The sequence below is a fragment of the Burkholderia sp. ABCPW 111 genome (assembly GCF_000773065.1).
Lineage (GTDB): Bacteria > Pseudomonadota > Gammaproteobacteria > Burkholderiales > Burkholderiaceae > Burkholderia > Burkholderia savannae.
In genome coordinates this window covers 1-25,677 of record NZ_JPWT01000053.1, presented here as the reverse complement: position 1 = coordinate 25,677, position 25,677 = coordinate 1, and the positions used below count along the sequence as shown (strand labels likewise).

Annotated in this window: 22 protein-coding genes and 1 pseudogene; 10 read left to right on the top strand and 13 right to left on the bottom strand. The window is 69.5% G+C overall.

The window, feature by feature from the left end; genetic code table 11:
• Together trmD and rplS are read left to right on the top strand one after the other, a co-directional pair.
• Window positions 1-795 (top strand): tRNA (guanosine(37)-N1)-methyltransferase TrmD, encoded by a 795-nt coding sequence (trmD, locus tag X946_RS07800; RefSeq protein WP_038745558.1) that lies wholly within the window; start codon window positions 1-3, stop codon window positions 793-795.
• A 138-nt stretch (window positions 796-933) separates the two neighbouring features.
• A complete protein-coding gene (gene rplS / locus X946_RS07795) occupies window positions 934-1,323 on the top strand; it encodes a 50S ribosomal protein L19 (RefSeq protein ID WP_038745556.1) in 390 nt (129 codons plus the stop codon).
• A 279-nt stretch (window positions 1,324-1,602) separates the two neighbouring features.
• Here the strand turns inward: rplS and X946_RS07790 are convergent, their stop codons facing one another.
• Window positions 1,603-2,196, bottom strand: a complete 594-nt coding sequence (locus tag X946_RS07790; protein ID WP_038745554.1) for a GNAT family N-acetyltransferase — start codon at window positions 2,194-2,196, stop codon at window positions 1,603-1,605.
• Between the two features lie 579 nt (window positions 2,197-2,775).
• On the opposite strand from X946_RS07790, the gene X946_RS07785 reads away from it, so the two are divergent.
• Together X946_RS07785 and X946_RS07780 are read left to right on the top strand one after the other, a co-directional pair.
• Window positions 2,776-3,459, top strand: coding sequence for a CoA pyrophosphatase (locus tag X946_RS07785; protein ID WP_038745552.1), 684 nt, complete (start codon window positions 2,776-2,778; stop codon window positions 3,457-3,459).
• A gap of 100 nt (window positions 3,460-3,559) precedes the next feature.
• Entirely contained in the window at window positions 3,560-4,498 is a 939-nt protein-coding gene (locus X946_RS07780) for a CobD/CbiB family protein (protein WP_038745550.1), read from the top strand.
• Window positions 4,499-4,655: 157 nt separating this feature from the next.
• Here the strand turns inward: X946_RS07780 and X946_RS07775 are convergent, their stop codons facing one another.
• The 3 genes from X946_RS07775 to X946_RS07765 form a co-directional block, all read right to left on the bottom strand.
• Entirely contained in the window at window positions 4,656-4,973 is a 318-nt protein-coding gene (locus X946_RS07775) for a putative signal transducing protein (protein WP_038745548.1), read from the bottom strand.
• Between the two features lie 61 nt (window positions 4,974-5,034).
• Window positions 5,035-5,979, bottom strand: coding sequence for a ribosome small subunit-dependent GTPase A (gene rsgA / locus X946_RS07770; protein WP_038745546.1), 945 nt, complete (start codon window positions 5,977-5,979; stop codon window positions 5,035-5,037).
• Window positions 5,976-7,235 carry a M48 family metallopeptidase gene (locus tag X946_RS07765; RefSeq protein WP_038745544.1) on the bottom strand — a complete coding sequence of 420 codons (1,260 nt, stop codon included), beginning with the start codon at window positions 7,233-7,235 and terminating at the stop codon, window positions 5,976-5,978. The genes rsgA and X946_RS07765 overlap by 4 nt, the downstream gene beginning before the upstream one ends.
• A 117-nt stretch (window positions 7,236-7,352) precedes the next feature.
• Between X946_RS07765 and orn the strand changes: the two genes are divergently transcribed.
• The gene (gene orn, locus X946_RS07760; protein ID WP_038745542.1) at window positions 7,353-7,958 is read left to right on the top strand and encodes an oligoribonuclease; all 606 of its coding nucleotides are present in this window, start codon (window positions 7,353-7,355) and stop codon (window positions 7,956-7,958) included.
• A 326-nt stretch (window positions 7,959-8,284) separates the two neighbouring features.
• On the opposite strand, the gene mog is transcribed toward orn, so the two are convergent.
• Window positions 8,285-8,911, bottom strand: a complete 627-nt coding sequence (gene mog, locus X946_RS07755) for a molybdopterin adenylyltransferase (protein WP_081989424.1) — start codon at window positions 8,909-8,911, stop codon at window positions 8,285-8,287.
• Complete coding sequence (yjgA, locus tag X946_RS07750) at window positions 8,886-9,500, bottom strand: ribosome biogenesis factor YjgA (RefSeq protein WP_272482185.1); 615 nt, start codon at window positions 9,498-9,500, stop codon at window positions 8,886-8,888. Before yjgA ends, mog begins: the two co-directional genes overlap by 26 nt.
• Before the next feature lie 157 nt (window positions 9,501-9,657).
• Here yjgA and pmbA point away from each other — a divergent pair, with 157 nt between their 5' ends.
• Window positions 9,658-11,028: a metalloprotease PmbA gene (gene pmbA, locus X946_RS07745; protein WP_038745538.1), complete on the top strand. Its 1,371-nt coding sequence runs from the start codon at window positions 9,658-9,660 to the stop codon at window positions 11,026-11,028.
• Window positions 11,029-11,151: 123 nt separating this feature from the next.
• Here the strand turns inward: pmbA and X946_RS07740 are convergent, their stop codons facing one another.
• From X946_RS07740 to X946_RS36105, 4 genes and pseudogenes are all read right to left on the bottom strand, one after another.
• Window positions 11,152-11,655, bottom strand: a complete 504-nt coding sequence (locus X946_RS07740) for a dihydrofolate reductase (protein WP_038745536.1) — start codon at window positions 11,653-11,655, stop codon at window positions 11,152-11,154.
• Between the two features lie 211 nt (window positions 11,656-11,866).
• Window positions 11,867-13,493: pseudogene (locus X946_RS07735) on the bottom strand (sigma 54-interacting transcriptional regulator); the annotation flags it as partial.
• A gap of 871 nt (window positions 13,494-14,364) precedes the next feature.
• Entirely contained in the window at window positions 14,365-15,012 is a 648-nt protein-coding gene (locus X946_RS35025; protein WP_161788645.1) for a hypothetical protein, read from the bottom strand.
• 117 nt (window positions 15,013-15,129) lie between these two features.
• Window positions 15,130-15,501, bottom strand: coding sequence for a hypothetical protein (locus tag X946_RS36105; RefSeq protein WP_038745532.1), 372 nt, complete (start codon window positions 15,499-15,501; stop codon window positions 15,130-15,132).
• A gap of 524 nt (window positions 15,502-16,025) precedes the next feature.
• Between X946_RS36105 and X946_RS07710 the strand changes: the two genes are divergently transcribed.
• Together X946_RS07710 and X946_RS07705 are read left to right on the top strand one after the other, a co-directional pair.
• The gene (locus tag X946_RS07710) at window positions 16,026-17,411 is read left to right on the top strand and encodes a sigma-54 dependent transcriptional regulator (protein ID WP_038745530.1); all 1,386 of its coding nucleotides are present in this window, start codon (window positions 16,026-16,028) and stop codon (window positions 17,409-17,411) included.
• 56 nt (window positions 17,412-17,467) lie between these two features.
• Window positions 17,468-18,439: a thymidylate synthase gene (locus tag X946_RS07705; RefSeq protein WP_038745528.1), complete on the top strand. Its 972-nt coding sequence runs from the start codon at window positions 17,468-17,470 to the stop codon at window positions 18,437-18,439.
• Window positions 18,440-18,519: 80 nt separating this feature from the next.
• Here the strand turns inward: X946_RS07705 and X946_RS07700 are convergent, their stop codons facing one another.
• Both X946_RS07700 and X946_RS07695 read right to left on the bottom strand, forming a co-directional pair.
• A complete protein-coding gene (locus tag X946_RS07700; protein WP_038745654.1) occupies window positions 18,520-21,051 on the bottom strand; it encodes a DUF6600 domain-containing protein in 2,532 nt (843 codons plus the stop codon).
• Between the two features lie 155 nt (window positions 21,052-21,206).
• A complete protein-coding gene (locus X946_RS07695) occupies window positions 21,207-21,917 on the bottom strand; it encodes an ArsR/SmtB family transcription factor (protein WP_038745526.1) in 711 nt (236 codons plus the stop codon).
• Window positions 21,918-22,311: 394 nt separating this feature from the next.
• Between X946_RS07695 and X946_RS35635 the strand changes: the two genes are divergently transcribed.
• Together X946_RS35635 and X946_RS07690 are read left to right on the top strand one after the other, a co-directional pair.
• A complete protein-coding gene (locus X946_RS35635; RefSeq protein ID WP_145986828.1) occupies window positions 22,312-22,452 on the top strand; it encodes a hypothetical protein in 141 nt (46 codons plus the stop codon).
• A gap of 136 nt (window positions 22,453-22,588) precedes the next feature.
• On the top strand, window positions 22,589-23,095 hold the full coding sequence (locus tag X946_RS07690) for an acyl-CoA thioesterase (protein WP_038745524.1): 507 nt from the start codon (window positions 22,589-22,591) through the stop codon (window positions 23,093-23,095).
• A gap of 571 nt (window positions 23,096-23,666) precedes the next feature.
• On the opposite strand, the gene fumC is transcribed toward X946_RS07690, so the two are convergent.
• Entirely contained in the window at window positions 23,667-25,061 is a 1,395-nt protein-coding gene (gene fumC / locus X946_RS07685) for a class II fumarate hydratase (protein WP_038745522.1), read from the bottom strand.
• Between the last annotated feature and the right edge of the window lie 616 nt (window positions 25,062-25,677).

The following is a 25,677-nucleotide window of genomic DNA, read 5'->3' as shown; positions in this document are numbered from 1 at the left end:
ATGGACGAAGCCACGCAGAGCGCGATCCAGTTCGACGTCGTCACGCTCTTTCCGGAGATGTTTCGCGCGTTGACCGACTGGGGCATCACGAGCCGCGCGGTGAAGCAGGGGCGGTTCGGCCTGCGCACGTGGAATCCGCGCGATTTCACGACCGACAATTACCGTACCGTCGACGATCGCCCGTATGGCGGCGGCCCCGGCATGGTGATGCTCGCGAAGCCGCTGGAAGCGGCGATCGGCGCGGCTAAGGCCGAGCAGGCGGCGCAGGGCGTCGCGACGTCGCGTGTCGTGATGATGTCGCCGCAGGGCGCGCCGCTCACGCACGAGCGCGTCGCGCGGATGGCTGCGGAGCCGGGCGTCGTGCTGCTGTGCGGCCGTTACGAGGCGATCGACCAGCGCCTGATCGATCGTTGCGTCGACGAGGAACTGAGCCTCGGCGACTTCGTGCTGTCGGGCGGCGAGTTGCCTGCGATGGCGCTGATGGACGCCGTCGTGCGCCTGCTGCCGGGCGTGCTGAACGATGCGCAATCGGCGGTGCAGGACAGTTTCGCCGACGGGCTGCTCGATTGCCCGCATTACACGCGCCCCGAGGATTACGAGGGCGTGCGCGTGCCGGACGTGCTGCTCGGCGGACATCATGCCGAGATCGAACGCTGGCGTAGGCAGGAAGCGTTGAGAAACACCCTTGCGAAGCGTCCCGATCTGATCGCGCGGGCGCGTCGCGAAAAGTTGCTGAGCCGGGCCGACGAGGCGTGGCTTGCAAGTCTCGCGAAAGAAGCGAAGCAGGCCTCCTGAGGCGGCGGCGCTTTCGCTCGCGAATATGGCGGTGCCGTGCATGCGTGCGCGGCGCCAGATGTGAATCCATCCTCTATCGGGGCCGAGCCTGGGTGCAGGCGGGCGCAAACGCCGACAAGATGGCTTTAGGAGTCAGTGATGAATCTGATCGCAAAACTTGAGCAGGAAGAGATCGAGCGCGCGCTCGCAGGCAAGACGATCCCCGCATTCGCCCCGGGCGACACGGTGATCGTGAACGTGAACGTGGTGGAAGGTAACCGCAAGCGCGTTCAGGCTTACGAAGGCGTCGTGATCGCGAAGCGCAACCGTGGCCTCAACTCGTCGTTCATCGTCCGCAAGATCTCGTCGGGCGAAGGCGTCGAGCGTACGTTCCAGACGTACTCGCCGCTGCTGGCGAGCATCGTCGTGAAGCGTCGCGGCGACGTGCGTCGCGCGAAGCTGTACTACCTGCGCGAGCGTTCGGGCAAGTCGGCTCGAATCAAGGAAAAGCTGGTGTCGAAGGATCGCGCCGCTGCTGCGCAACAGTAAGCGCGCTCGGGAACGTGCGCCGGATGTCGATCGGCGCGCGTTTCGTCAGGTGCGGAAAAGCGCCGTGCGGGAAGCTCCCGCACGGCGCTTTTTTTTCGCAGCGTGTCGAGAGCCGCGGCGCTGCCGCGGCTTTTTGCATTCGACCGCGGTCGCGCGATTGCGCATTCGGGTGAAACCGATCGGCGGCTCGACGCACTGCCTTGAAACGGCGAGCATCGGCCTGCACGCGTGCTGCTCGTGCCAGCGGAGCGCCGGCAAGGCCGGCGCGCGGTGGCTCGCTCACAGGAACTGGCCGAGGGGCAGGTCGAGATCGATCGTCGCACGGCTCAGTTCCGCTTCGGCGGCCCGCGCCTTCGCGGAAAAGAGCCGCATCAGCACGACCTTGTTCAGCGTGTCGCTGCGCAGCGCGCCCTGCGCGCGGCTGCCGATCAGCGTCACGCGCGCGGCGACCGGCCAGCGCCCGGCGCGCGCATAGAAGCGCGCGAGCGGCGGATCGCACGTGAACACGCCGATGTCGATGCCGCTCGCTTGCAGCCACTGCGTCGCCGCCGCGACCGTGCGCGTGCCGAGGCCCGCGCGCCGGTGCGCGGGATCGGTCGCCACCCAGCTGAGCCCGCCGATCGAGAAGCGCTCGCCCGCGTGCGAGATCGTCTTGCGCACGACGGCCGAGTAGCCGACGACTTCATGGTTCGCCGGCGTCGATACGTAGAACGACATCGCGTCGAGGCGAGGATCGTGGATCACCGGAGTCGTTTCGCCGGGGGCAAACGCATCGTCGGGGTCGACGCGTTGGTGGAGCAGGGCGAACTGGCGTCGAAGCGCGTCGGGCGCGTCGTTGTAGCGAATCGAGTGGAGTGCGTAGGCGTTCGTCATGTCGCGGGGGCATCGTGATATGGGCGGGTGGGGCGTGACAGCGAGGCGCGCCGGGGTTCATGCTGGTTCGTCGGCGCTCGGTTTGCCGATGGTCGGGCTTGCTGTCGGGCTTGTTGCCGGGCGGGCGAAGCGGCTGTCGGGCCGGTTTTCCGCTCGTCCGGGTTCGCCCGGCGCGGGGCCGAATCGCCCCGGCTCTCGAAGGCCCGGGTGCGACGACGGTTGCCCGAGCGGTCCGAATCCCGGGCCGCGCGGATGGCGCTCGCATGCAAGTTGCCGGTTCCGCGGGACGCACAAACGGCGGCGCCGGTTCGTGCCGGATATTCGTTCGATCGCGGGCGCGTCAGGCGGTTCGTGGATGTAGCGCGAATCGGGCCAACTTGCATGCCGTCGATCGGTGCGCCGCGGACGGCATCGCTGCGGCACCATATAATGAGCCACGCATCGGCGCACGCGCCGGCCGGACGCGCCGCCGATTTGCCGGTTGCCGACGGCAGTGCCGCCCGACGATCCGCCGCGATGGGCGTTTTTTTCTTTCCGGCGCGACAATATGGTCATATCCATTCCGAGAAGAGCGTCCCCTTGATCCGTCGCCCCATCATCGACCCCGAAGTGCTGCCGATCGAGACGACCGGCGCCGGTCTGCCGGCCGTCCCGCCGCCGTTGCTCACGCCGGCCGGCTTGCGCAGCCGTTTCGAGCAGCCGCCCGAATGGACGCAGGAGCCCGTCGAGGTGCAGCTCGCCGACGGCGTCGATCCGCGCAGCGCGGCGGTGCTCGTGCCGCTCGTCGTGCGTGAGCGTGGCCTGACCGTGCTGCTCACGCAGCGCGCGGACCACCTGAACGACCACGCCGGCCAGATCAGTTTCCCGGGCGGGCGCCGCGAGCCCGACGACCGCGACGCGAACGCCACCGCGCTGCGCGAGGCGCGCGAGGAAATCGCGCTCGCGCGCGAGCGCGTCGAATTGCTGGGCGCGCTGCCCGACTATCTGACGGGCACGGGTTTTTGCGTGACGCCTGTCGTCGCGCTCGTGCATCCGCCGTTCACGGTGCAGGCGGACACGCTCGAAGTTGCCGAGATTTTCGAGGTGCCGCTCGATTTCCTGATGGACCCCGCGCACCACCAGGTGAGGGTGTTCCGCTGGGAGGGCGGCGAGCGGCGCTTCTTCGCGATGCCGTATCCGCGCGGGCCGGTCGGCGGCCAGTATTTCATCTGGGGCGCGACGGCCGGCATGCTGCGCAACCTGTACCGCTTCCTCGCGGCCTAGCGGCCGGCGCCACAGTCGACGCACGCCGCAGCCATCCGGCGCGCCCGCTGTGCTATCTTTACGCGAAAAATCAATCACCCAGAACGGCACGGCCCTTCGCATGACTTTCTTCTCGGTTCTCCTTGCCCTCATCATCGAACAGGTCCGCGCGCTGTCGCCGAGCAATCCGGTCTTCGCGCTGTTTCAGTCTCATGCGGAATCGGCTGCGCACGGCTTCGACGCCGGCAAAAGGAAGCATGGCGTGCTCGCCTGGCTCGTCGTCGTGCTGCCCTGGGTGCTTGCCGTCGGGCTCGTCTATTTCCTGCTGTACAAGGTGAGCTTCGTGCTCGCGTTCCTCTGGAACGTCGTCGTCGTGTACTTCACGCTCGGCTTCCGGCAGTTCAGCCATTACTTCACCGACATCCACCTCGCGCTCAACAACGACGACGTGCCGCGTGCGCGCGACATCCTGCGCGAGTGGACGGGCATCGACACGGTCGACATGCCGGTCAGCGAGATCGTCCGCCATACGCTGATCCACGCGGTCGTCGCGTCGCATCGGCACGTGTTCGGCGTGTTCTTCTGGTTCGTGCTGCCGGTCGGCCCGGCGGGCGCGGTGCTGTACCGGATCGCCGAATATCTGTCGCGCAGCTGGTCGGCGCCGGCGGACGACCGCACCGCGGCGTTCTCGACGTTCGCGCAGCGCGCGTTCTTCGTGATCGACTGGGTGCCGGCGCGCCTGACGGCGCTCGGCTTCGCGATCGTCGGCAACTTCGAGGATGCGATCTACGCATGGCGCAATCACACGCGCCAGTGGCCCGACTCGAACGACGGCGTGCTGCTCGCGGCCGGCAGCGGCGCGCTCGGCGCGCGGCTCGCGGGCCCGCTCGCCGAGCAGTCGAGCATCGATGCGCTCGCGGCGGGGGACAACGGGCCGGTGACGGTCGGCGACGACTGCACGCCGCGCACGCTGCAGTCGGCCGTCGGCCTCGTGTGGCGCGCGGTGATCCTGTGGATGCTGCTTCTGTTGATGCTGACGATCGCCGTCTGGGTGTCGTGATGCGGCGGGGGCGTTGCGCGTGCTTCGCCCCGACCGCGACAGCCAACGAAAAAGCCGGCTTCGAGCCGGCTTTTTTGCGCCTCGTGCCGTGTCGAGCGGGGCGCGCACGTTATTGGTGCGGCGTCGGGCCTGCGGGGCGAGCCGGCACGCGGTGCGGTCAGCCGTCGCGCGGGTCGCGGCCCGCGCCGCAATGCCAGCACGCGGTGAACTGTGCGTCGAGCGTCTCGCCGCAGCGCGCGCAGCGCCACGGCGCCGCGCCGGCGGGCGGCCCGGCCGATGCCGCCTCGATCAGCCGCCGCGCGAGCGCCTCGTCGCGTTCGTCGTCGAGCCAGATTTCCGGCAGGCACGCGTCCATCGGCAGGCCGCCGAGCGCGCCGCTGGCGTAACAGTTGTGCAGCTCGCAGCCGACGCCTGCGACGTCGAGCACGTTCGCCCAGTGCTGGGCGGTGGCGAGGTCGGGGGCCTTGAAGCGCATCGGCGTCTCCTCCGTGCGTGACGAACGGGCGGCGGCGGCGCGGGGCCGCCGGGCCGCCCGGCTAGCGGACGATCTGGCTCGCCTCGTGCACGAGCTGCGCGTACAGCGCGTGGCGCGAGGCCGCGATCCTGCCGCCGGCGACGGCTTCCAGGATCGCGCAGCCCGGCTCGTGCAGATGATGACAATTATAGAAACGGCAATGCGGCAACAGCGGCCGGAACTCCGGGAACGCGCGCTCGAGGCGGCCTTCCGTCAGATGATAGAGGCCGAACTCCTGGAAGCCGGGAGAATCGATCAGCGCGCCGCCTTCCGGCAGCGGATAGAGGCGCGTGAACGTCGTCGTGTGGCGGCCGCTGTTGAGCGCCGCGGAGATTTCGCGCGTCGCCGCCTCGGCGTCGGGCACGAGCAGGTTCACGAGCGTCGATTTGCCCATCCCCGACTGGCCGAGCAGGATCGTCGAATGGCCGGCGAGACGCGGCGCGAGCTGCGCGCGCGCGTCGTCGGGCGCGCCCTTGATCGACAGCTCGAGCACGTCGTAGCCGAGCGCGCGGTATGACGCGAGACGCTCGCGCGCGGCCGGCAGCGCGGCCTCGACGTCGATCTTGTTCAGCACCACGACGGGCTTCAGCGCGTTCGCCTCGGCGGCGATCAGCGCGCGGCCGAGCAGATCTTCGCTGAAATACGGCTCGGTCGCGAGCACGATCAGCAACTGATCGAGATTCGCCGCGAAGAGCTTGGACTTGAACTGGTCGGAGCGGTAGAGCAGGTTGCGCCGCTCGCCGATCTCGACGATCACGCCCTGATCGGCCGACGTCCGTTCGTAGACGACGCGGTCGCCGACCGCGACGTCGCTTTTCTTGCCGCGCGGAAAGCACTGCAGCATCGGGCCGCCGTCGGCGGGCGCGACGATGTAGTGGCGGCCGTGCGCGGCGATCACGCGCCCTTCGACGCGCTCGCCGCCGCGCGCGGCGGCCTTGGCCGGCTGCTTGGTCGGCGCGTGCTTCATGAGTGCTGGAGCAGCCGGTCGATCCGTTGCGACGCGGGCGGGTGCGAGTAATAGAACGCGGTGTAGACGGGGTCGGGCGTGAGCGTCGACGCGTTGTCTTCGTAGAGCTTCACGAGCGCGTTGACGAGGTCGCGCGCGTCGGTCTGGCTCGCGGCGAACGCGTCGGCTTCGAACTCGTGCTTGCGCGAGCTCAGGCTGCCGAGCGGCGTGACGAAGAACAGGAACACCGGCATCGACAGGAAGAACAGCACGAGCGCGACGCCCGCGTTGCTGCCGGCGAGCGACGGCATCACGCCGAGGCCCGTGTAGAACCACGCGCGCTGCGCGAGCCAGCCGAGCAGCGCGAGGAGCGCGAGGCTGAGCGCGAACGTCCAGAGCATGCGCTTCATCACGTGGCGGCGTTTGAAATGGCCGAGCTCGTGCGCGAGCACCGCTTCGATCTCGTTGCCCGTCAGGCGGGCGAGCAAAGTATCGAAGAACACGATCCGCTTCGACGCGCCGAAACCCGTGAAGTACGCGTTGCCGTGCGCGGAGCGGCGGCTGCCGTCCATCACGAAGAGGCCCTTCGCCGCGAAGCCGCAGCGCTTCATCAGCCCTTCGATGCGCGTGCGCAGCGCGTCGTCGGACAGCGGCTCGAACTTGTTGAAGAGCGGCGCGATGAAGCTCGGGTAGAGCACGAGGACGAGCATCTGGAAGCCGACCCACACCGCCCACGTCCACAGCCACCAGAGCGCGCCCGCCTGGTTCATCAGCCACAGCACGACGAAGAGGAGCGGCAGCCCGAGCGCCGCGCCGAGAAGCGCGTTCTTCGCGAGATCGGCGAAGAACAGGCGCTTGGTCATCCGGTTGAAGCCGAAGCGCTCTTCGATGCCGAACTGGCGGTAGTACTCGAACGGCAGGTCGACCGCGCCCGAGATCACGAGCACCGCGGCGACGAGCGCGACCTGCTGGCCGTAGCCGCGCCCGAGCCAGCCGGAGAGCAGCGAATCGAGCGCGCCGACGCCGCCGAGGAGCGTGAGGCCGACGAGTACGGCCGAGCCCACGACGATCTCGAACATCGTGAGCCGGGTGCGCTCGATCGTGTAGTCGGCGGCGCGCTGATGCGCGGAAAGCGGGATCGTTTCGCGGAATTGCGCGGGCACGCGGGCGCGATGCGAGGCGACGAAGCGGATCTGCCGCGACGCGAGCCACAGCTTGGTGCCCGTCATCGCGACGACCGCGACGGCGAAGAGCAGGGTGAAGGTATAGGCGGACATCGAAGGCGCTGGTGGTATCTATGCGAGAATTATATGTTCTTGCGGACCCGGCCCGCTCGTCGTTTGCCGGCCCGCCCGGCGGCGCGCGCGCCGTCCGCCCATTTCCCAGGATTGCACATGACCGATATCTCCGCCGCGGCCGGCCAGCCCGCGCTCGTTCGCAACGAATTGAACCTCGTGTGGCTCGACATGGAAATGACGGGCCTGAACCCGGACACCGACCGCATCATCGAGATCGCCGTCGTCGTCACCAATTCGACCCTCGACGTCGCGCTCGAAGGGCCGGTGCTCGCGATCCATCAGAGCGACGAGACGCTCGCGAAGATGGACGACTGGAACAAGAACACACACGGCCGCTCCGGCCTCATCGACCGCGTGCGGGCGTCGCGTGTCACGGAGGCGGACGCCGCCGCGCAGATCGAGGCGTTCCTCGGCCAGCACGTGCCGCCCGGCAAGTCGCCGATGTGCGGCAACTCGATCTGCCAGGACCGCCGTTTCATGGCGCGCTGGATGCCGGAGCTCGAGCGTTTCTTTCATTACCGCAATCTCGACGTCAGCACGCTCAAGGAGCTGTGCCGGCGCTGGCAGCCCGCGATCTACAAGGGCTTCCAGAAGCGCGCGATGCATACCGCGCTCGCCGACATCCACGAGTCGATCGACGAGCTCAAGTACTATCGCGAGCACTTCCTGATCCCGGCCGCGCCGGCGGGCGAGACCGCTTAAGCGGAGCGGGGCGGCGCGCGCGATCCGGCGCGGTGCCCGTGCGCGGCGCGTGCCGGCGCGCTCGCGCGCCGCGCCGAGCGGCCCGCAGCCGGCGTACGACGCGGCGCCCGCGCCGCATGTCGCCGCGTTGCGCCGCGCCGCGTGCTCCACGAAGGCCGCCGTGTGCGCGGCCGGCACGTCGGACGGGCCTCGCGGCCCGCGTGCGTCGAATGTGCCTCGACCGCCCGCGGCGGGGGCGTCTTCCGGAAGGCTGATTGCCGCGGAGGCGCCTATCACGGAATCGGCTGCCTTGGCGAGCTGCGCGGCCACGCCGCCAACGGCCGCCGTCACTTCGGCGCGCGCACCGCGCTCTTCGGCCGGAACGCCGCGCATACGGCCGGATTCGTCTGCGCGTAAGGGCCGCCGATCAGGTCGATGCAATACGGCACCGCAGCGAAAATACCCGGCACCGCGACCTTGCCGTCGTCGCCGCGCAGCCCTTCGAGCGTTTCCTTGATCGACTTCGGCTGGCCGGGCAGGTTCACGATCAGCGCCGCGTGGTCCGCGGTCTCGCGGATCACCGCGACCTGCCGCGACAGGATCGCGGTCGGCACGAAATTCAGGCTGATCTGCCGCATCTGCTCGCCGAAGCCCGGCATCTCCTTCGTCGCGACCGCGAGCGTCGCCTCGGGCGTCACGTCGCGGCGCGCCGGGCCCGTGCCGCCCGTCGTCAGCACGAGGTCGCAGCCGAGCGTGTCGACGAGCTCGATGAGCGTCGCCGAGATCGTCGGCGCGTCGTCCTGGATGAGCCGCGTTTCGGCGCGCCACGGCGACGCGAGCGCGGCCGCGAGCCACTCGGCGAGCGCCGGGATGCCCTTGTCCTCGTAGACGCCGCTGCTCGCGCGGTCGCTGATCGACACGAGGCCGATCACGAGTTCGTCGGGATGGTTACGCTTGGTCGTCGTCGTCTTCATCGTCGGAAGGGGAGGAGTGCTCGGGCGAGTCGTGCGCGTCGCCCGCCGAGCCGCTCGCCGTCTTGATCCACTGGAACAGCTCGCGGAAGTAGCGCGGCGGCCTGCCTTGCTGCACTTCCTTGCGCGCGTTGCGGATCAGCGTGCGGCCTTCCTGCACGTCGGCGGCCGGATGCTCGCGGATGAACGCGGTCAGCGCGTCGTCGCTCGCGAGCAGTTGCTCGCGGGTGCGTTCGATCCAGTGCAGGCGCGCCGTCTCGGCCTTGTTCACGCCGCGCTGCGTGTCGAGCGCCGTGCGCAGCGCGGCCGTCTCGTCGGCGGTGAGCGAGCGCATCACGCGCCCGACGTACTGAACCTGGCGGCGCTTGCCCTCGTGATCGGTGATGCGGCGCGCCTCGCGCACGGCGTCGGCGAGATCTTCCGGCATCGGCATGCGCTTTAGCGCGTCCTTCGGCAGCTCGACGAGGGCGGAGCCCAGTTCCTGCAGCGCGTGCATGTCGCGCTTCAGTTGGGATTTGCTCGGGCGATCGTAGCCGTGGTCGGCGTCCTCGCCGGCGTGCTCGATCGGTTGGATGCGGGTTTTGCGTGTCATGGGCGGCATTGTATCGCGGCGCGCACCGCACGCCGCGCATCGCCGCAGCGCGCTGCGTTCGCCGACTCGCGTCGCCGGCGCCGGACCTTGCTATGATCGCGGGATACGCACATTTCGAAACACGCGGGCGACCCGCCCGCCACCGGATATCACGACGATGGCTGCAAACCTCGACGCCCAGGCGCACTATTTCCCGCACACGCAGGACGAACTGAAAGAAATCGCGACGGACATCCTCCGGCACGCGAAGGCGCTCGGCGCGACCGACGCCGCGACCGAGATCTCCGAAGGCGACGGCCTGTCGGTGTCGGTGCGGCGCGGCGAAGTCGAGACGATCGAGCACAACCGCGACAAGACGGTCGGCGTGACCGTCTTCATCGGCAAGAAGCGCGGCAACGCGAGCACGTCCGATTTCTCGCCCGCGGCGCTGAAGGACACGGTCGCGGCCGCGTACAACATCGCGCGCTTCACGGCCGAGGACGACGCGGCCGGGCTCGCCGAAGCCGAGCTGCTCGAAACCGATCCGCGCGATCTCGACCTCTACCATCCGTGGTGCATCTCGGCCGACGAAGCGGTCGACATCGCGCGCCGCGCGGAGGACGCCGCTTTCGCGGTCAGCCCGCAGATCCGCAATTCGGAAGGCGCGAGCGTGTCCGCGCAGCACTCGCAGTTCGTGCTCGCGACGACGCGCGGCTTCCTCGCCGGCTATCCGTACTCGCGCCACTACGTCGCGTGCGCGCCGATCGCGGGCAGCGGCCGCCACATGCAGCGCGACGACTGGTACACGTCGAAGCGCCGCGCGGACGAGCTCGCGTCGCCCGAGTCGGTCGGCCGCTATGCGGCCGAGCGTGCGCTCGCGCGGATGGGCGCGCGCCGGCTCGACACGCGCAAGGTGCCCGTGCTGTTCGAGGCGCCGCTCGCGGCGGGCCTGCTCGGTGCGTTCGTGCAGGCGGTGAGCGGCGGCGCGCTGTATCGGAAGACGTCGTTCCTCGTCGACAGCCTCGGCAAGGAAGTGTTCGCGCGGCACGTGCAGATCGTCGAGGACCCGCACGTGCCGCGCGCGATGGGCAGCGCGCCGTTCGACGAGGAAGGCGTGCGCACGCGCGCGCGCGGCGTCGTGAAGGACGGCGTGGTCGAGGGCTATTTCCTGTCGACGTATTCGGCGCGCAAGCTCGGCACGCAGACGACGGGCAACGCGGGCGGCTCGCACAACATCGCGCTGAGGAGCGCGCAGACGAAGCCGGCCGACGATTTCGACGCGATGCTCAAGAAGCTCGGCACGGGCCTGCTGCTGACCGAACTGATGGGGCAGGGCGTCAACTATGTGACGGGCGACTATTCGCGCGGCGCGGCGGGCTTCTGGGTCGAGAACGGCGTGATCCAGTATCCGGTCGAGGAAATCACGGTTGCGAGCACGCTGCAGGAGATGTTCCGCCACATCGTCGCGATCGGCGCGGATTCGATCGTGCGCGGCACGAAGGAAACGGGCTCGGTGCTGATCGAACAGATGACGATCGCCGGGCAGTGAGCGCCGCGATCGGTTCGATCGCGCGCAAAAGCAAGAAGCGCCGCGGGAAGCGGCGCTTTTTTTGTCGTCGGGCGTTATGCCGTCGGGCAGGCGGGCGCGGGATCACGCGCCGTCCGGCGTTCGTCAGCCGGCGCGCCTGCGACGGTAGACGACGAACGCGTACGCGAATTCGTTCGGCTGCGCCGCGCGATGCGCATCGCGCGACACCTCTTCCCAATGCGCGGGATCGGGCGCGGGGAACGACGCGTCGCCTTCGAAGTCCTCGTCGATCTCGGTGACGATCAGCTTGTCCGCGTGGCGCAGGCCCTCCGCGTAAAGCTGCGCGCCGCCGATCAGGAACGCCTCGGCCGCGCCGTCGCGCTCGGCGAGCGCGAGCGCGTCGCCGAGCGACGTGACCGTGTCGCAGCCGTCGAAGCGACGCGCGGCGTCGCGCGTGACGACGATGTTGCGGCGGCCGGGCAGCGGCCGGCCGATCGACTCGTGCGTCTTGCGGCCCATGACGATCGGCGCGCCCATCGTCGTGCGCTTGAAGAACGCGAGATCCTCGGGGAGTTTCCACGGAAGTTGGTTGTCGCGGCCGATCACGCCGTTGCGGGCGCGTGCGACGATCAGGGTCAGCGTCGTCATGACGGGAACAGTAGAGATGCCGGGGGCACGATTCTACCGGATCGCGCGTCGGCCGCCGCGCGGCGCTTCGGCTTCGTTCGGCGCCGCCGCACGGGCGGCGTTCGCGCGTCGCGCCGGCTCGAAAGGCGACGGGTGCGTGATTCGCGTCGCGGCGTGCCCGGCGGCGGACGCTTCGCGTTCCGCGTTCCGCGCGCCGCATGCCGCGCGCGCGTCACGCGTGGTCGGCCTCGTCGTCCGGGGCGCTCGCGCCCGGTCGATGCGTTCCCCACGACAAGTCGCGCAGGCCGTGCGACACCATCAGCCGATACAGCGTCGCGCGCGACACGCCGAGCTCCGCCGCCGCCTCGGTCAGGCGGTTGCGATGCCGCAGCAGCGACGCCTCGATCGTGCGGCGCTCGGCGCGCTCGCGCGCCTCGGCGAGCGTCGTCGCCTGGCGCGTCGCGAACGGCGCGAGATCGAGATCGGCGGCCGACAACTGGCGGCTATCGGACATCACGATCGCGCGCCGGATTCGGTTGATCAACTCGCGCACGTTGCCGGGCCACTGGTAGTTGTACATCGCCTCGACCGCGCACGACGTAAAGCCGTGAATCCTGCGCGCGCCGTCGCTTCTGAAGCGATGCAGGATGTGATGCGCGAGGATCTCGATGTCCTTGCCGCGCGCGCGCAACGGCGGCTCTTCGAGCTTCAGCACGCATAGCCGGTGATACAGGTCCTCGCGAAAGCGGCCGTTGCGCATCGCCGCCTCGAGATCGACGTGCGTCGCCGAGATGATCCGCACGTCGACGGGAATCGAATCGTGCCCGCCGAGGCGCTCGATCCTGCCTTCCTGAAGGAAGCGCAGCATGCTCGCCTGGCTTTCGAGCGGCATGTCGCCGATCTCGTCGAGGAACAGCGTGCCGCCGTCGGCCGCCTCGACGCGGCCGATCTTGCGCTGGCTCGCGCCCGTGAACGCACCGCGCTCGTAGCCGAACAGTTCCGACTGCAGCAGGTGATTCGGAATCGCGCCGCAGTTGATCGCGACGAACGGCGCCTTGCGGTGTTCCGAGCGCTCGTGGATCGCGAGCGCGGTCAGCTCCTTGCCGGTGCCGGATTCGCCGGAGATGAACACGGTCGCGTCGGTGGCGGCGACCTTGCGGATCATCCGGAACAGCTGTTGCATCGCGTCGCACGCGCCGACCATCTCGTCGCCCGTCGCCTGCGCGGCGCCCGCCGCGATATCGAGGTCGCACAGCGCGACCATGCCGTATGCATGGCCGACGAGGTAATCGATCGTCTCGTGCGGCGGCGGGCCTTGCATGTAGTCGAAGCAGTATTGGCGAATCAGCCGGCGCACGTCGGGATCGTTGAGGCGGGTGTCGCCCGCGAGCGCGATCCAGCCGACTTGCTGTTGTCGCAGCACCGATTCGAGCGTCGGCAGCTCGCGCGGCGCGAAGCCGTCGAGATCGGCGATTCCCGCCTGCGGCTCGTCCGGCTTCACGCGCCGCGCCGCTTCGTTCGCCGAGCGTGCGACGTGCACGTTCCAGTGTCGCGCGCGCAGATGCTCGACGAGCACCGTGTCGGGCGTGCGCGACAGGTAGACGAGCTGGCGCGCGGCCGTGTCGGCCGGCGGGACGCACGGATGCGCGGCGTGACCGGGCGGCGTGCAACCGGAGGAGGAGCGGGAGTCTTGCACGATGCACCTCTGCATGGATGTTGTTCAGAACGTGTCGCGGATGTGCGCGCCGAGAGCGGCGCGCGATGTCCGGTGCGGGCGTCGCGTTCGCCGCATGCGTCGCGGCGAGCGCGCCGGCGCCGCGATCGAGGCGGGCGAGCGGCGAAGGGGGCGACGCCGTTTGGCCGGCGCTCGGCTCGGCTCGGGCGCGGCGCATGCGTATTCGTCGAGCATTCGTTCAGGTCGGAAGCGCGGCGATGCGCGCGACGCGCGTCGCGCGATGCACGGACGGCGCGCGCGTGCCGGGTGCGTGAAGTCGGACGACGCGGCCGCGCGGCGCCGCCGCCGACCGTGTCCGGCCGAGCGGCGACGCCGCGATCGAGGACGCGCGCGCACGGCGCGCGGCGCGCGAATGCGGCGGCTGGCCGAACGAGCGTCGGCGCGGTTTCCCCGGCCATGTCGGTCCCCCCGTTGCGCGACGCGCCGCATGTTCGGCGGCGCGACGCACGCTCCCCGGTAAGAGCCGTCGACGGCTGCGCGTCAGCGCGGCGACGACGAATGGTTGTCTTGCCTGTCGCCGGCATTGCCGGCGGTCTTCGATTCGATGATGCCGATCGCACGCGCCGCGCCGCGACGTGTGCTCGACGCGGCGAGCCGGTTCGCTCGCCGCGCCGGAAAAACGTGTGCGCCGGCGCGACGCGCCGCCGCGTCGCCGGCGTCGTCAGTGTCGCCGGCGTTGCCGGCGTCGTGCGTCCGGCGCGACCGCCGCGGCATGCATGTCGCGGCCGGTGCGCGCACAAGCGCCGATGCGCACGCGGCCCGATGCGAATCGCGTCGGCGGCGCGCGTCGCGGGCCACGCTCGATGTCATTGCGATCCGCTGATCGCGGCCGCTTGTCGCGGCGGCGTCGGCGCGATCGACGCGCGCGCATCCGCGCGGCACGGCGTTGCGCGGCGCGACGCCGCGTGCGTTGTCTGAAGTCGGGCGAAGCGCCGAGGCGGGCGCGAAACCGGCGGCCGTTGCAGGCTTCGCCGCTGCAAAGCGTGGGCGCGTCGTCATCCTGCGCTCCGACGTCTAGGAATTCCGTTGTCAAAAAGAGTGCCCGCCGGGGGACGGAGCACCAAAACGTTTGCCGTTGCATGAACGGCTTCGGCTATCTGGACGACCTGGACGATTCCGATGAGATGTGCGAGCGCGTCGCCGTGGCGCAATGCACGCTGCATGTCATGCCCCCCCGACGGCTGTCCCAGATTTCCGTGTTTCGAGGCCGCCTCGGATAGCGCGCTATCCGGGGCGGTCTCCACTTCCGCGCTCAGCGTGAGGATCGTGACGCTGCGGCGCTGAAGGCCTGCGGCGCCCGCGCGACGAAGCGCGGGCGGCGAACCTGACGGGTTCGACAATGCGATGCATCCGGCGCTCGTCGGCGCATGCGATGCGCGAAGCCGAGCGAGCCGGATGGAAATGTGCGAATGCTTCGAATCGGAGAGAGGCCAAACGCGCGTGCGGCGCGCGGCGGCCGCGTTCGCGCGCCGCATGCAGGCATGCACGGCCGGCGCGCCGAGACGGTCGCGATCGTCGCGAATGCGCGACGCGCGTCGGCGATTCGCCGCGCGCGATTCGACCGCGTGCTCGCGCGCCGCGCCGCGCGGAACCGCGCCCATCGGCTCGGCGCGCACGTTCGCGTCGCTGAAACCGATCCGCACGGCGGACAGCGTGCGGCGCGACGACGGGTGCGAAGCGTCGGGCATTGCGGTCATCTCGTCTCCTGTTCGCGTTGCGTTGTTTTGTCGCGGCGGGCTCGCCCTTTGCATTCGAATGCGTCATTGCCTCGTATCGCGCGTGCCGTCGCTGCTGACCGTGCGCTGTGCGTCGGCCGGCACGGGCAGCGGCGTCGGCGGGCCGATCTCGTCCCATAGCGTCACGGCTGCGCCGCCGCCGACGAGCGGTGCCGGCGTCGCGACGGGAACCGGTGTCGCCGTGCGCTCGCGCGGTCGCGCGAACGCGCCGGCGTCGACGCGCGCGATGCGTTCGGTCCATTCGGCCGACGCGACATGCACGGGCTGCGCATCGGTGATTCGATTTGTTTCGTTTTCGTGCGCGGCTGCGACAAAAGGCGACAACACGGCAAACCACGCGGCGAGCACAGTGGCGGTGCAATGAGGTCGATAGGCAAGACAGGCCGCAATTCGCATGGCGTCTCTCCGGTTTGCCGGTGATCCAGCGAAATGCATGCCATCGCGCGCAATCCGTTGACCGGGCGGGCTGCGCGAATGCGCGGACGAATCGGGGCGCGCTCGATCGCGCGCAAAACGTTTCAGGTCTGAAACGGGCACTTGGGAATACCGCTGATTCAAAAATTGACGGGCTAATCTAATCTTCTATTCAAGCGTGCAACGAATTAAGCGAATTGATAAACACAGTCTTTCGGAGTTTAAGCAGAAGAATGCAATGCCGTTTTAATGCAGTCCATGCTGAAAAGAGTTGATTTAATTCATTTGCTTTGTCGCACGCTTGTCAGTACGCTGAAACAACATAGAGTCGAGAAACGGGCGGCCGTGACCACCGCTCTTTTTCGAGCCAAGCGCCGATCTACGGGGAAACGCAGTTCCAGTGTTGTGAAAAATGACGAGCCGAGTTCCTCTCGCGGGTTCCGGCTCGGTTCCGTCGCGCGCCTGTGCCAGGCGGCGCGACGCAATTCGATTGACTGGGTGGCGTCATGGATGTTGCGGCAAGGCATCTCATCTACTATTCCCATCGTCCGGATGCGGATCTGCGGCGCTGTTTCGATCAGCACGGATGGCAGGTCGACGTCGTCGATTCGCCGCGCGAGATGCGGCGCTCCGCCGCGCGCGACGTGATCGCGGGCGGCTTGCTCGATTTTTCTTGCGGCGTCGGGGCCGCCGAATTGCGCGAGCTCGAAGCCAGCTTGAAGACGCCGAACGTGGGATGGATCGCGACGACGAGGCGGGGGCAGATGGAAGACGACGCGGTGCGCCGGCTCGTGCGCGATTACTGTTTCGACTACGTGACGGTGCCTTACGAATGCGAGCGCATCGTCGAATCGGTCGGCCACGCGTACGGGATGGTCACGCTGTCGGAAGGGCTCGCGCCCGCCGCCGCGACGGTGCGCAACGAAGGCGAGATGGTCGGCACCTGCGACGCGATGCTCGCGCTCTTCAAGATGATCCGCAAGGTGGCCGCGACCGACGCGCCCGTGTTCATCTCCGGTGAATCGGGGACGGGCAAGGAGCTCACGGCGGTCGCGATTCACGAGCGTTCGTCGCGCGTGAGCGCGCCGTTCGTCGCGATCAATTGCGGCGCGATTCCGCCGACGCTGTTGCAGGCCGAGCTGTTCGGCTACGAGCGCGGCGCGTTCACCGGCGCGAATCAGCGCAAGATCGGCCGCATCGAAGCCGCGAACGGCGGCACGCTGTTCCTCGACGAAATCGGCGATCTGCCGTTCGAGAGCCAGGCGAGCCTCTTGCGCTTCCTGCAGGAGCACAAGGTCGAGCGCGTCGGCGGGCACACGTCGATTCCGGTCGACGTGCGGATCATCTCGGCGACGCACGTCGACATGCAGGTCGCATTGCGCAACGGCCGCTTTCGCGAGGACCTGTATCACCGGCTATGCGTGCTGAAGCTCGAAGAGCCGCCGTTGCGCGAGCGCGGCAAGGACATCGAGATCCTCGCCCGGCACATGCTCGAGCGTTTCAAGGGCGACGCGCACCGGCGGTTGCGCGGCTTCACGCCCGACGCGATCGCCGCGCTTCACAACTACGCGTGGCCGGGCAACGTGCGCGAGCTGATCAACCGGGTGCGGCGCGCGATCGTGATGTCGGAAGGGCGGATGATCAGCGCGGCGGATCTCGAGCTGTCGAACTACGCGGAAGTCGTGCCGATGTCGCTCGAGGAGGCGCGCGAAAGCGCGGAGCGGCACGCGATCGAAGTCGCGCTGCTGCGGCATCGCGGCCGGCTCGCGGACGCCGCGCGCGAGCTCGGCGTGTCGCGCGTGACGCTCTACCGTCTGCTCTGTGCGTACGGGATGCGCGACGACGGCAGCACGCGCGCGAAGCGCGAAGAGGACCTGCGTCGGGCCTGCTGACGCGGCCCTTGCTAAAATGGCGGGCACGGCCGCTTTCCGCGGCCGGAGGAACCCGCATGAAACAGTATCTCGACCTCGTTCGCACCATTCTCGACACCGGCACCTGGCAGAACAACCGCACGGGCATCCGCACGGTCAGCATGCCCGGCGCGATGCTGCGCTTCGATCTGCAGCAGGGCTTTCCCGCGGTGACGACGAAGAAGCTCGCGTTCAAGTCGGCGATCGGCGAACTCGTCGGCTTCCTGCGCGCGAAGCGCAGCGCGGCCGATTTCCGCGCGCTCGGCTGCAAGGTGTGGGACGCGAATGCGAATGAGAACGCGCAGTGGCTCGCGAACCCGTACCGCCGCGGCGCGGACGATCTCGGCGACGTGTACGGCGTTCAATGGCGGCAGTGGCCGGGCTACAAGGTGCTCGACGCGCACGCCGACGCGCAGATCGCCGATGCGACGTCGCGCGGCTTTCGCGTCGTTGCCCGATTCGACGAAGGCGGCGCGGGCAAGGTGCTGCTCCACAAGGCGATCGATCAGCTGCGCGATTGCCTCGACACGATCGTGCGCGATCCGTCGAGCCGGCGCATTTTGTTTCACGGCTGGAACCCCGCGGTGCTCGACGAGATCGCGTTGCCCGCGTGCCATCTGCTGTATCAGTTCCTGCCGAACGTCGAGCGCCGCGAAATCTCGCTGTGCCTGTACATCCGCAGCAACGACGTCGGACTCGGCACGCCGTTCAATCTCGCGGAAGGCGCGGCGCTCCTCGCGCTCGTCGGCCGGCTGACGGGCTACGCGCCGCGCTGGTTCACGTACTTCGTCGGCGATGCGCACATCTACGAGAATCAGCTCGACATGCTGAAGCAGCAGCTCGAGCGCGAGCCGTTCGAGAGCCCGCGGCTCGAGATCGCCGAGCGCGTGCCCGATTACGCGAAGACGGGCAAGTACGAGCCGGAATGGCTCGAGCGCGTCGAGCCGTCGGATTTCACGCTCGCCGGTTATCGCCATCACGAGCCGTTGAGCGCGCCGATGGCCGTCTGAGCGGCGCGCCGCTCGTCGGCCGAATCATGAAAAAACCCGCGAAACTCGCGGGTTTTTTTTGTTTGATGCGCGGCGCGACCTCACGCACGCCGACGTTCTTCGCGGTGCGCATCGGAGCCGTGCTGCTGATCCGGACGCACCTGGCGCGCCGGCTCCTGGCGCGGCGCGGGAGGCGGTGGGGTGTGCGGCACGGCGGGCGGCGGCGGCGCGGGGCGCGGTTCCATGCGAGGCGCCTCCATTCGCGGCGCGGGGGCGCGAGGCGCTTCCATCCTCGGCGCTTCCGTCTGCGGACGTGGCGCAGGGGCCGGCGCGCGATATTCGTTGCGCGGCGCGTCCTGACGCGGCATGCCGCGCGGCGCCTCGGTCGCGCGCATTTCGTTTCGCGGCGCGGGCTGCGGCTGCGTCCGCTCGGCGGGCTGCGGCGCGGACGGCGCGGGGTGGATGGGCGTGGGCGTCGAGCGGATCGGCGGCACCGCGTTCTGCGTCGGCGAACGGTAATTGAGCGGCGCATTCGGCCCGGCGTTCGCGCGAGGCTGGCCTTCGTTCGCGTGCTGCTGCTGGATCGGCGGATGCGGCTGCGTCCACGACGGTTGCGCGCGCTGCGCTTCGCCCGGTGCGCGTGATTCCGCGCGCGCGCCTAGGCCCTCGTCGGCTGCGGGTGGCCGCGGCACGCCATTGTTGAACGCCGGCGCGGGATTCGGGCGAGACACGTTCGGCTGCATCGCGTTCTGCGGGCCGCCCGGCGCGTGCGGCGCATTCGGCTGCGCGAGGCCCGGTTGCGGGATGCCGGGGCGCGCGAGGTTCGGTTGGGCCGCATTCGGCTGCGGCATGTTCGGCTGCGGTGGCTCGCCCGCGCGCGCGGCCGGGTTGCCGGCGCCGCCCTGCGGTCCGCGGCCGGGTTGAGCGACAGGCGCGTGCGTATCGACGAGCTGCACGTTGCGCATCGCCCAGCGGTTCGGCGCACCCGCGTTTTCGGGCGAGCGCACCGGCCGCATCGCATAGTTCGGCGGCGCCGAGGTCTTTACGACGGGCGCGCCCGCGCCCGGCACCCGCGCGCCGCTTTGCGCGAGGTGCGCGGCGAGCTGGTCGTGATAGGCGGCCGGCACGACCGGGTTGCGCGTCGCGACGATCGCGCGCTGCTCGACGGCCGCGGGCGGCCGGTACGCGGCGTTGCGCAGCGCGCCCGCGAAGCTTTGCCGCACCGGCGCGACGCCCGGCGCGCCCGAGCCGACGTGCGCGTTGCGCCACTGCTGCGGATCGACCTTCTGCGCGAAGCGCGACACCGGCTGCCCGTGGACGAACGCGGTCGCGGGCACGGCCGTCACCGCGTTCGGCGCGCGGAAGTTCACGTACGTGTTGTGGATGTTCGTGATGTTCGTCACGTTCACCGTCTTGTTGACGTTGATGTTGTTGACGTTGTTCACGATCACCGTCCGGTTCACGTGCTGGTAGTAGTGCGGGCTCCAGCCGCCCCAGCTCGGCCGCCACGGATCGTGCGGGCCGAGCGGGAACCACGCGACGCCCGCTGCCGCGATTCCGCCGATCGCGAGGCCGACGCTCCAGTCGAAGCCGCCGCCGCCCCCGCCGACGAACGCGACGAGCGCGGGCGCGTAGCACGGCGGCGCGCTGACGACGAGCGGGCCCGGCACCCAGGCCCACGAATCGTCGACGTAGGCCCAGCGGCCGTAGTGGTAAGGCGCGAAGCCCCACGGCTGGTCGTCGACCCAGGTCCAGCCCCACGGCGCCTGCCAGATCCAGTGGCCGGTGCGATACGGCGCCCAGCCGGCGGGCACCGCGCTCGGCACCCACACCTCGCCGTAATCGGGGTCGTCGCGCCACGAGCCGTTCGCGTCGAGATCCTGGTAGCCCGGGATTTCGCGCGACACGTAGCGCGCCGACACCGAGCGCTCCTCGGCGGCATCGCGGCTCGCGGCCCATTCGTCGAGACCGTCGGGCGGCGGCGCGGCGCCCGTGTCCGCGACTTGCAGCCCGGTGCCCGTGAAGACGACCCGCTGGCCGGCCGACACCGGCATCTGCGCGCCGTCGCCGTAGACAGTCGCGCTGCCGCGCCGCACGGTGACGGTCGTGCTCGAGCCGTCGGGCGCGACGTCGACCCGATAGTCGCCGGGCGAGCCGACCGCGAGCGCGAGGTTCGGCGTGTCGACTTCGTACGACGTGCCGGGCGGCAACTCGCGCACGTGCGTCGACAGCGTGCCGAGCGGCACCTTCAACTGCGTGTTCGTGTCGTCGAGGTTGAGGAGCGACAGGCTCGTCGACTGGCCGAGGCGCACCGCGGTCGAGCCGATGTGCAGCTCGGAGCGCGCGCCCGAATCGTTCCATAGCTGGTCGCCGGTCGTGAGCGGGCGATTGACGGCCGCGTACGACCAGTCGCTCGCGCCCGCGGGCTCGGTCGTCACGGCGCCGGACAGGTAATTGAGGCGCGCGACGCGGCTCGGCGGATCGCCGCCCGCTTGCTGGGCGACGCCGGCGGGCGGCGCATCGATGGTCTGCGCGATGGCGGGCGGCAAGGCGGCGAGCATCGCGACGGCGACGAGCGTGTGGCGGGCGATGCGCGACAGCGCAAATGGACTACGAACGGCGAGGATGGTCATCATTGTCTCTGTTATGTCCGGCGTGGCACGCGCCGTATGAATCCACTCTATCCGCTCGACATGTTTCAGTGACGGTCGTTTTGTTATGCGATTTGACGTGCGTGTAACAAGAATTGTCGGCACTCGGGAATTCGTCAGACCGATGAAAGCGCGCGTCATCCGCCGGTAAACAGCGCGTCGAATTCGCGCTGCCCGGCGGGCGTCACGCGCAGCACGCGCGGCTTCGCCGCGTGCTCGATCCAGCCGCGCCGGCAGAAGCTGTCGAGGAGCGCGGCGCCGAGCGCGCCGCCCAGGTGCGGACGACGCTCGCTCCAGTCCGGGCACGTGCATGCGAAGCGGCGGCGCTTCGCGCGCTGGCCGCCGACGTCGACGCCCCATTGCGCGAACTGCGCGGCGCCCGCCGCGGTCGCGTCGAGCGCGCCGTCCGCCATCGTCAGCCAGCCGCGCGACATCAGCCGCTCGAACACCTGGACCGCGAGCTCGCCCGCCATGTGGTCGTAGCAGGTGCGCGCGTAGCGCATGTCGGGCGGCACGGTGCGCGCCGGTTGCGGCGTCGGGCGCCGCGGCGCGGCCGCCTGCGCGACGTTCGCGAGCGCCTCGATCGCCGCGGCGATGTCGGGCGACGCGATCCGGTAGTAGCGGTGGCGGCCGCGCACGTCGAGCGCGAGGAGGCCGCCGTCCGCGAGCCGCGCGAGATGCGCGCTTGCCGCTGACGGCGACAGCCCGGCGATCATCGTCAGCTCGCCCGCGGGGCGCGCGCTGCCGTCCATCAGCGCCCAGAGCATCGCGGCGCGCCCCGGATCGGCGAGCAGCGCGCCCAGATGGCTCAGGCCGGGGAAATGGTGGTGGCGGTCGGAGTCGGACATTGGCGGATTTCGGACAGGGGGATGTGTTCGAGTGTAGGCGCGTATTGCATTCGATGTTTCGGCGTCGGGTGAAATGTCGAATGCGCGCCGGGCTTGATGACTGAAGCCGGCGTTGCGGTTCGGGCGCATGCCGGGGTTCGGGTTCAGGTTCAAGTCGTGGCATTGGCTCCGGTTCGGGCGCATGCTCTGGCTCTGGCTCTGGCTCAGGTTTGGGTTTAGGTTTGGGCTCAGGGCAAGGAGCAGGTCCAGGGCAAGGTGTCTCGGATTAGGGCGACCCGACGTCATGCGCCCGCCGCCTTCGGCGCGTGTCCCGACAGCGCGCGTAAAATGCGACGACCGCTGACCCGGCGGCGCGCCATCGCGGCGCGCCGGCCATTCGACGACGCTTCTCCCGATGAAAACGCTTGTTGCAACCCTCATTGCCGTCTTTGTCTGCACCGGCTGCGCGTCCGGCGGCGCGGGCGGGTCCGGCGCCGGCACCGGCCGCATCGAGATGTACGGCACGATCGATCAGGGCATCACGATCCGCAACTGACGGCGCGGCCGCGAGCTAGCGCCGCTTTCGCCCCGGCGTGCGCGGCGGGCCCGGCTCGGCGGGCGCGACGCTTTGTCGCAGCGCAACGTATAATCATCTCCTTTCCCGCTACACCGCAGAACTGGAGCTAGCCGACATGCCCGCCACGCCTTCCGCGCCGCTTGATCGCACCGAAACCGTTTTCCGCTTCCTCGCCGAGCCGACGTCCGTGAACTTCGGCGGCAAGGTGCATGGCGGCGCGTTGATGAAATGGATCGACGAGACCGCGTATGCGTGCGCGGCGATCTGGTCGAGCCGCTATTGCGTGACGGTGAGCGTCGGCAACATCCGCTTCCAGCGGCCGATCCTCGTCGGCAATCTCGTCGAGCTGAAGGCGCGCGTCGTCGCGACGGGCCGCACGAGCATGCACATCCACGTGTCGGTGCACGCGGGCGATCCGAAGGGCGGCGTGCTGCGCCAGACGACCGATTGCCTCGTCGTGTTCGTCGCGGTCGACGAGAACGGCAATCCGGTGCCCGTGCCGCCGTTCGAGCCCTCCACCGACGAGCAGAAGCGGCTCGCGCAATACGCGATGGAAGTGCGGGCCGCGCTCGACAAGATCGTCGAGCTCAAGCCCGAGGAAGTCGCGAAAGGGGAAGTGTGAGCGCGCATCGGCGCTCGTCGCGCGGCCAAGCGGGCGCGTGAGCGGGGGCCGCCGGGCTCATCGAACCGAAGACGCCGCGATCGTTCGCGGCGTTTTTCATTGGAGCGGCGCGGCGCGATTGGAGCGGCGAGGCGCGGCGTGAAAGCGGGGCGGCGTGCGCGGGCTTGCGTCGACGTGCGTCGCACACGTTGCTCACGCATGCTGCAGCGATTGCGCGTCGAGGGTGCATCGAGGGCGCGCCGGGATCGTACGGTCGGCAGGGCGGCGGCGATCGAATGCCCGCGAGCACGTTCACGTGATGATGATCGTGCGCTTCGATTCGATTACATCGGATCGAACGCAGACGATCGAGCGCCGATGATCGAGCGCGTTCGATCAAGCCGGCGACGATCAACCGGCGACCATCGAACGACAACCGGCAATCACATGGCGCCGGCCGCCCGGCGCCGATCCAGCGCGGGCGAGCGGGCTCCGCCACCGGCCCGCCGCCGCGCTGGGCCGTCGTCGGCCCGCGCGACGCCGACCGAGTCGCGGCCCCGCCGTGCGCGTCGCGCGTCGCCGGCATCGGACATCAGCCGTTGCCGACCATCTTCTCCGGCCGCACCCATTCATCGAACTGCGCTTCGGTCACGTAGCCGAGCGCGAGCGCCGCGGCTTTCAGCGTCGTGCCTTCCTTGTGCGCCTTCTTCGCGATCTGCGCGGCCTTGTCGTAGCCGATGTGCGGATTGAGCGCCGTCACGAGCATCAGCGATTCGTTCAGGAGCGCGTCGATGCGCGGACGATTCGGCTCGATCCCCACCGCGCAGTGATCGTTGAAGCTCTGCGCGCCGTCCGCGAGCAGCCGCACGGATTGCAGTACGTTGTGCGCGATCATCGGCCGGAACACGTTCAGCTCGAAATTGCCGCTCGCGCCGCCGAAGTTCACCGCGACGTCGTTGCCGAACACCTGGCAGCACAGCATCGTCACGGCTTCGGACTGCGTCGGGTTGACCTTGCCCGGCATGATCGAGCTGCCCGGCTCGTTCTCCGGAATCGACAGCTCGCCGAGCCCGCAGCGCGGCCCGCTCGCGAGCCAGCGGATGTCGTTCGCGATCTTCATCAGGCTCGCGGCGACGGTCTTCAGCGCGCCGTGCGCGAACACGAGCGCGTCGGCCGCGGCCATCACCTCGAACTTGTTCGGCGCGCTGACGAACGGCAGCCCGGCGAGCCGGCCGATCTCGGCCGCGACGCCCGCGGCGAACTTCGGATGCGCGTTGAGCCCGGTGCCGACCGCGGTGCCGCCTTGCGCGAGCTCGTAAAGATGCGGCAGCGCCGCTTCGGCGTGGCGGATGCCCTGATCGAGCTGCGCGACGTAGCCGGAGAATTCCTGGCCGAGCGTGAGCGGCGTCGCGTCCTGCAGGTGCGTGCGGCCGATCTTCACGATGTCGGCGAACGCGGCTGCCTTCGCGTCGAGCGTCGCGCGCAGCGTGCGCAGCGCGGGCAGCAGATGCGTGACGATCGCGCGCGCGGCGGCGATGTGCATCGCGGTCGGGAACACGTCGTTCGACGACTGGCCGCGATTGACGTCGTCGTTCGGATGCACCTTGCGGCTCTCGCCGCGTTCGCCGCCGAGCAGCTCGCTCGCGCGGTTCGCAATCACCTCGTTCAGGTTCATGTTGGTCTGCGTGCCCGAACCCGTCTGCCAGACCGCGAGCGGGAATTCGTCGGGGTGCTTGCCCGCGACGATCTCGTCGGCGGCGGCGATGATCGCGTTCGCCTTGTCTTGCGCGAGCACGCCGAGCTCGAGATTGACGGCGGCGGCCGCCCGCTTGATCAGCGCGAGCGCCTCGATCAGCTCGGGCGACTGCTTCTCGGTCGAGATCTTGAAGTTCTGCAGCGAGCGCTGCGTTTGCGCGCCCCATAGCCGGGCCGCGGGCACTGCGATTTCACCGAACGTGTCGCGTTCCATCCGTACTGCTTCGCTCATGATTGCTCCTTCAGATGACGGGGGACGCCGCGCGGACGCGGCGCAATGCGCATGCGGGGACGGGGCCGTTCTCGCGACGGCGGCCGCTTGATCGGCAAGCATAGCGCCGCGCGCGATTTCGTGCCGCGGCGCGCGTGGCGGACAATGCGAACGCGGGAGGAATCGGGCGCGGGCGGGGCGGGGCGCACGCGCGTCGCGGCGATCGGGACGGCGTGGCGTATGCGAGCGCCGGCGCGATTGGCGGGACGTGGATGCGCCGATTTCGCTCGGCGCCGACGTCGCGCGCGGCCGCACTCGACGCGAGGCGACGCGGACTGTCCGGTCGGCGTCGCCTTGCCGGATGGATGGCGGTCAGCCGATTCGACGGCGTCGACGAGGCGGCGATCGCATGCGCGCATCGTGCGGCGAATCGGCCGATGCTTGCGATGATGCGTGCCGTAGCGTCCGATGAAATGAACATAGGCCGCTCGCGGCGGCGAATGAGCGCTTGCGCGGATCGCCGTCGCCGTGTTCGCCTGCGCTAACGCGCTAACGCGCTAACGCGCTAACGCGCTAACGCGCTAACGCGCTAACGCGCTAACGCGCTAACGCGCTAACGCGCTAACGCGCTAACGCG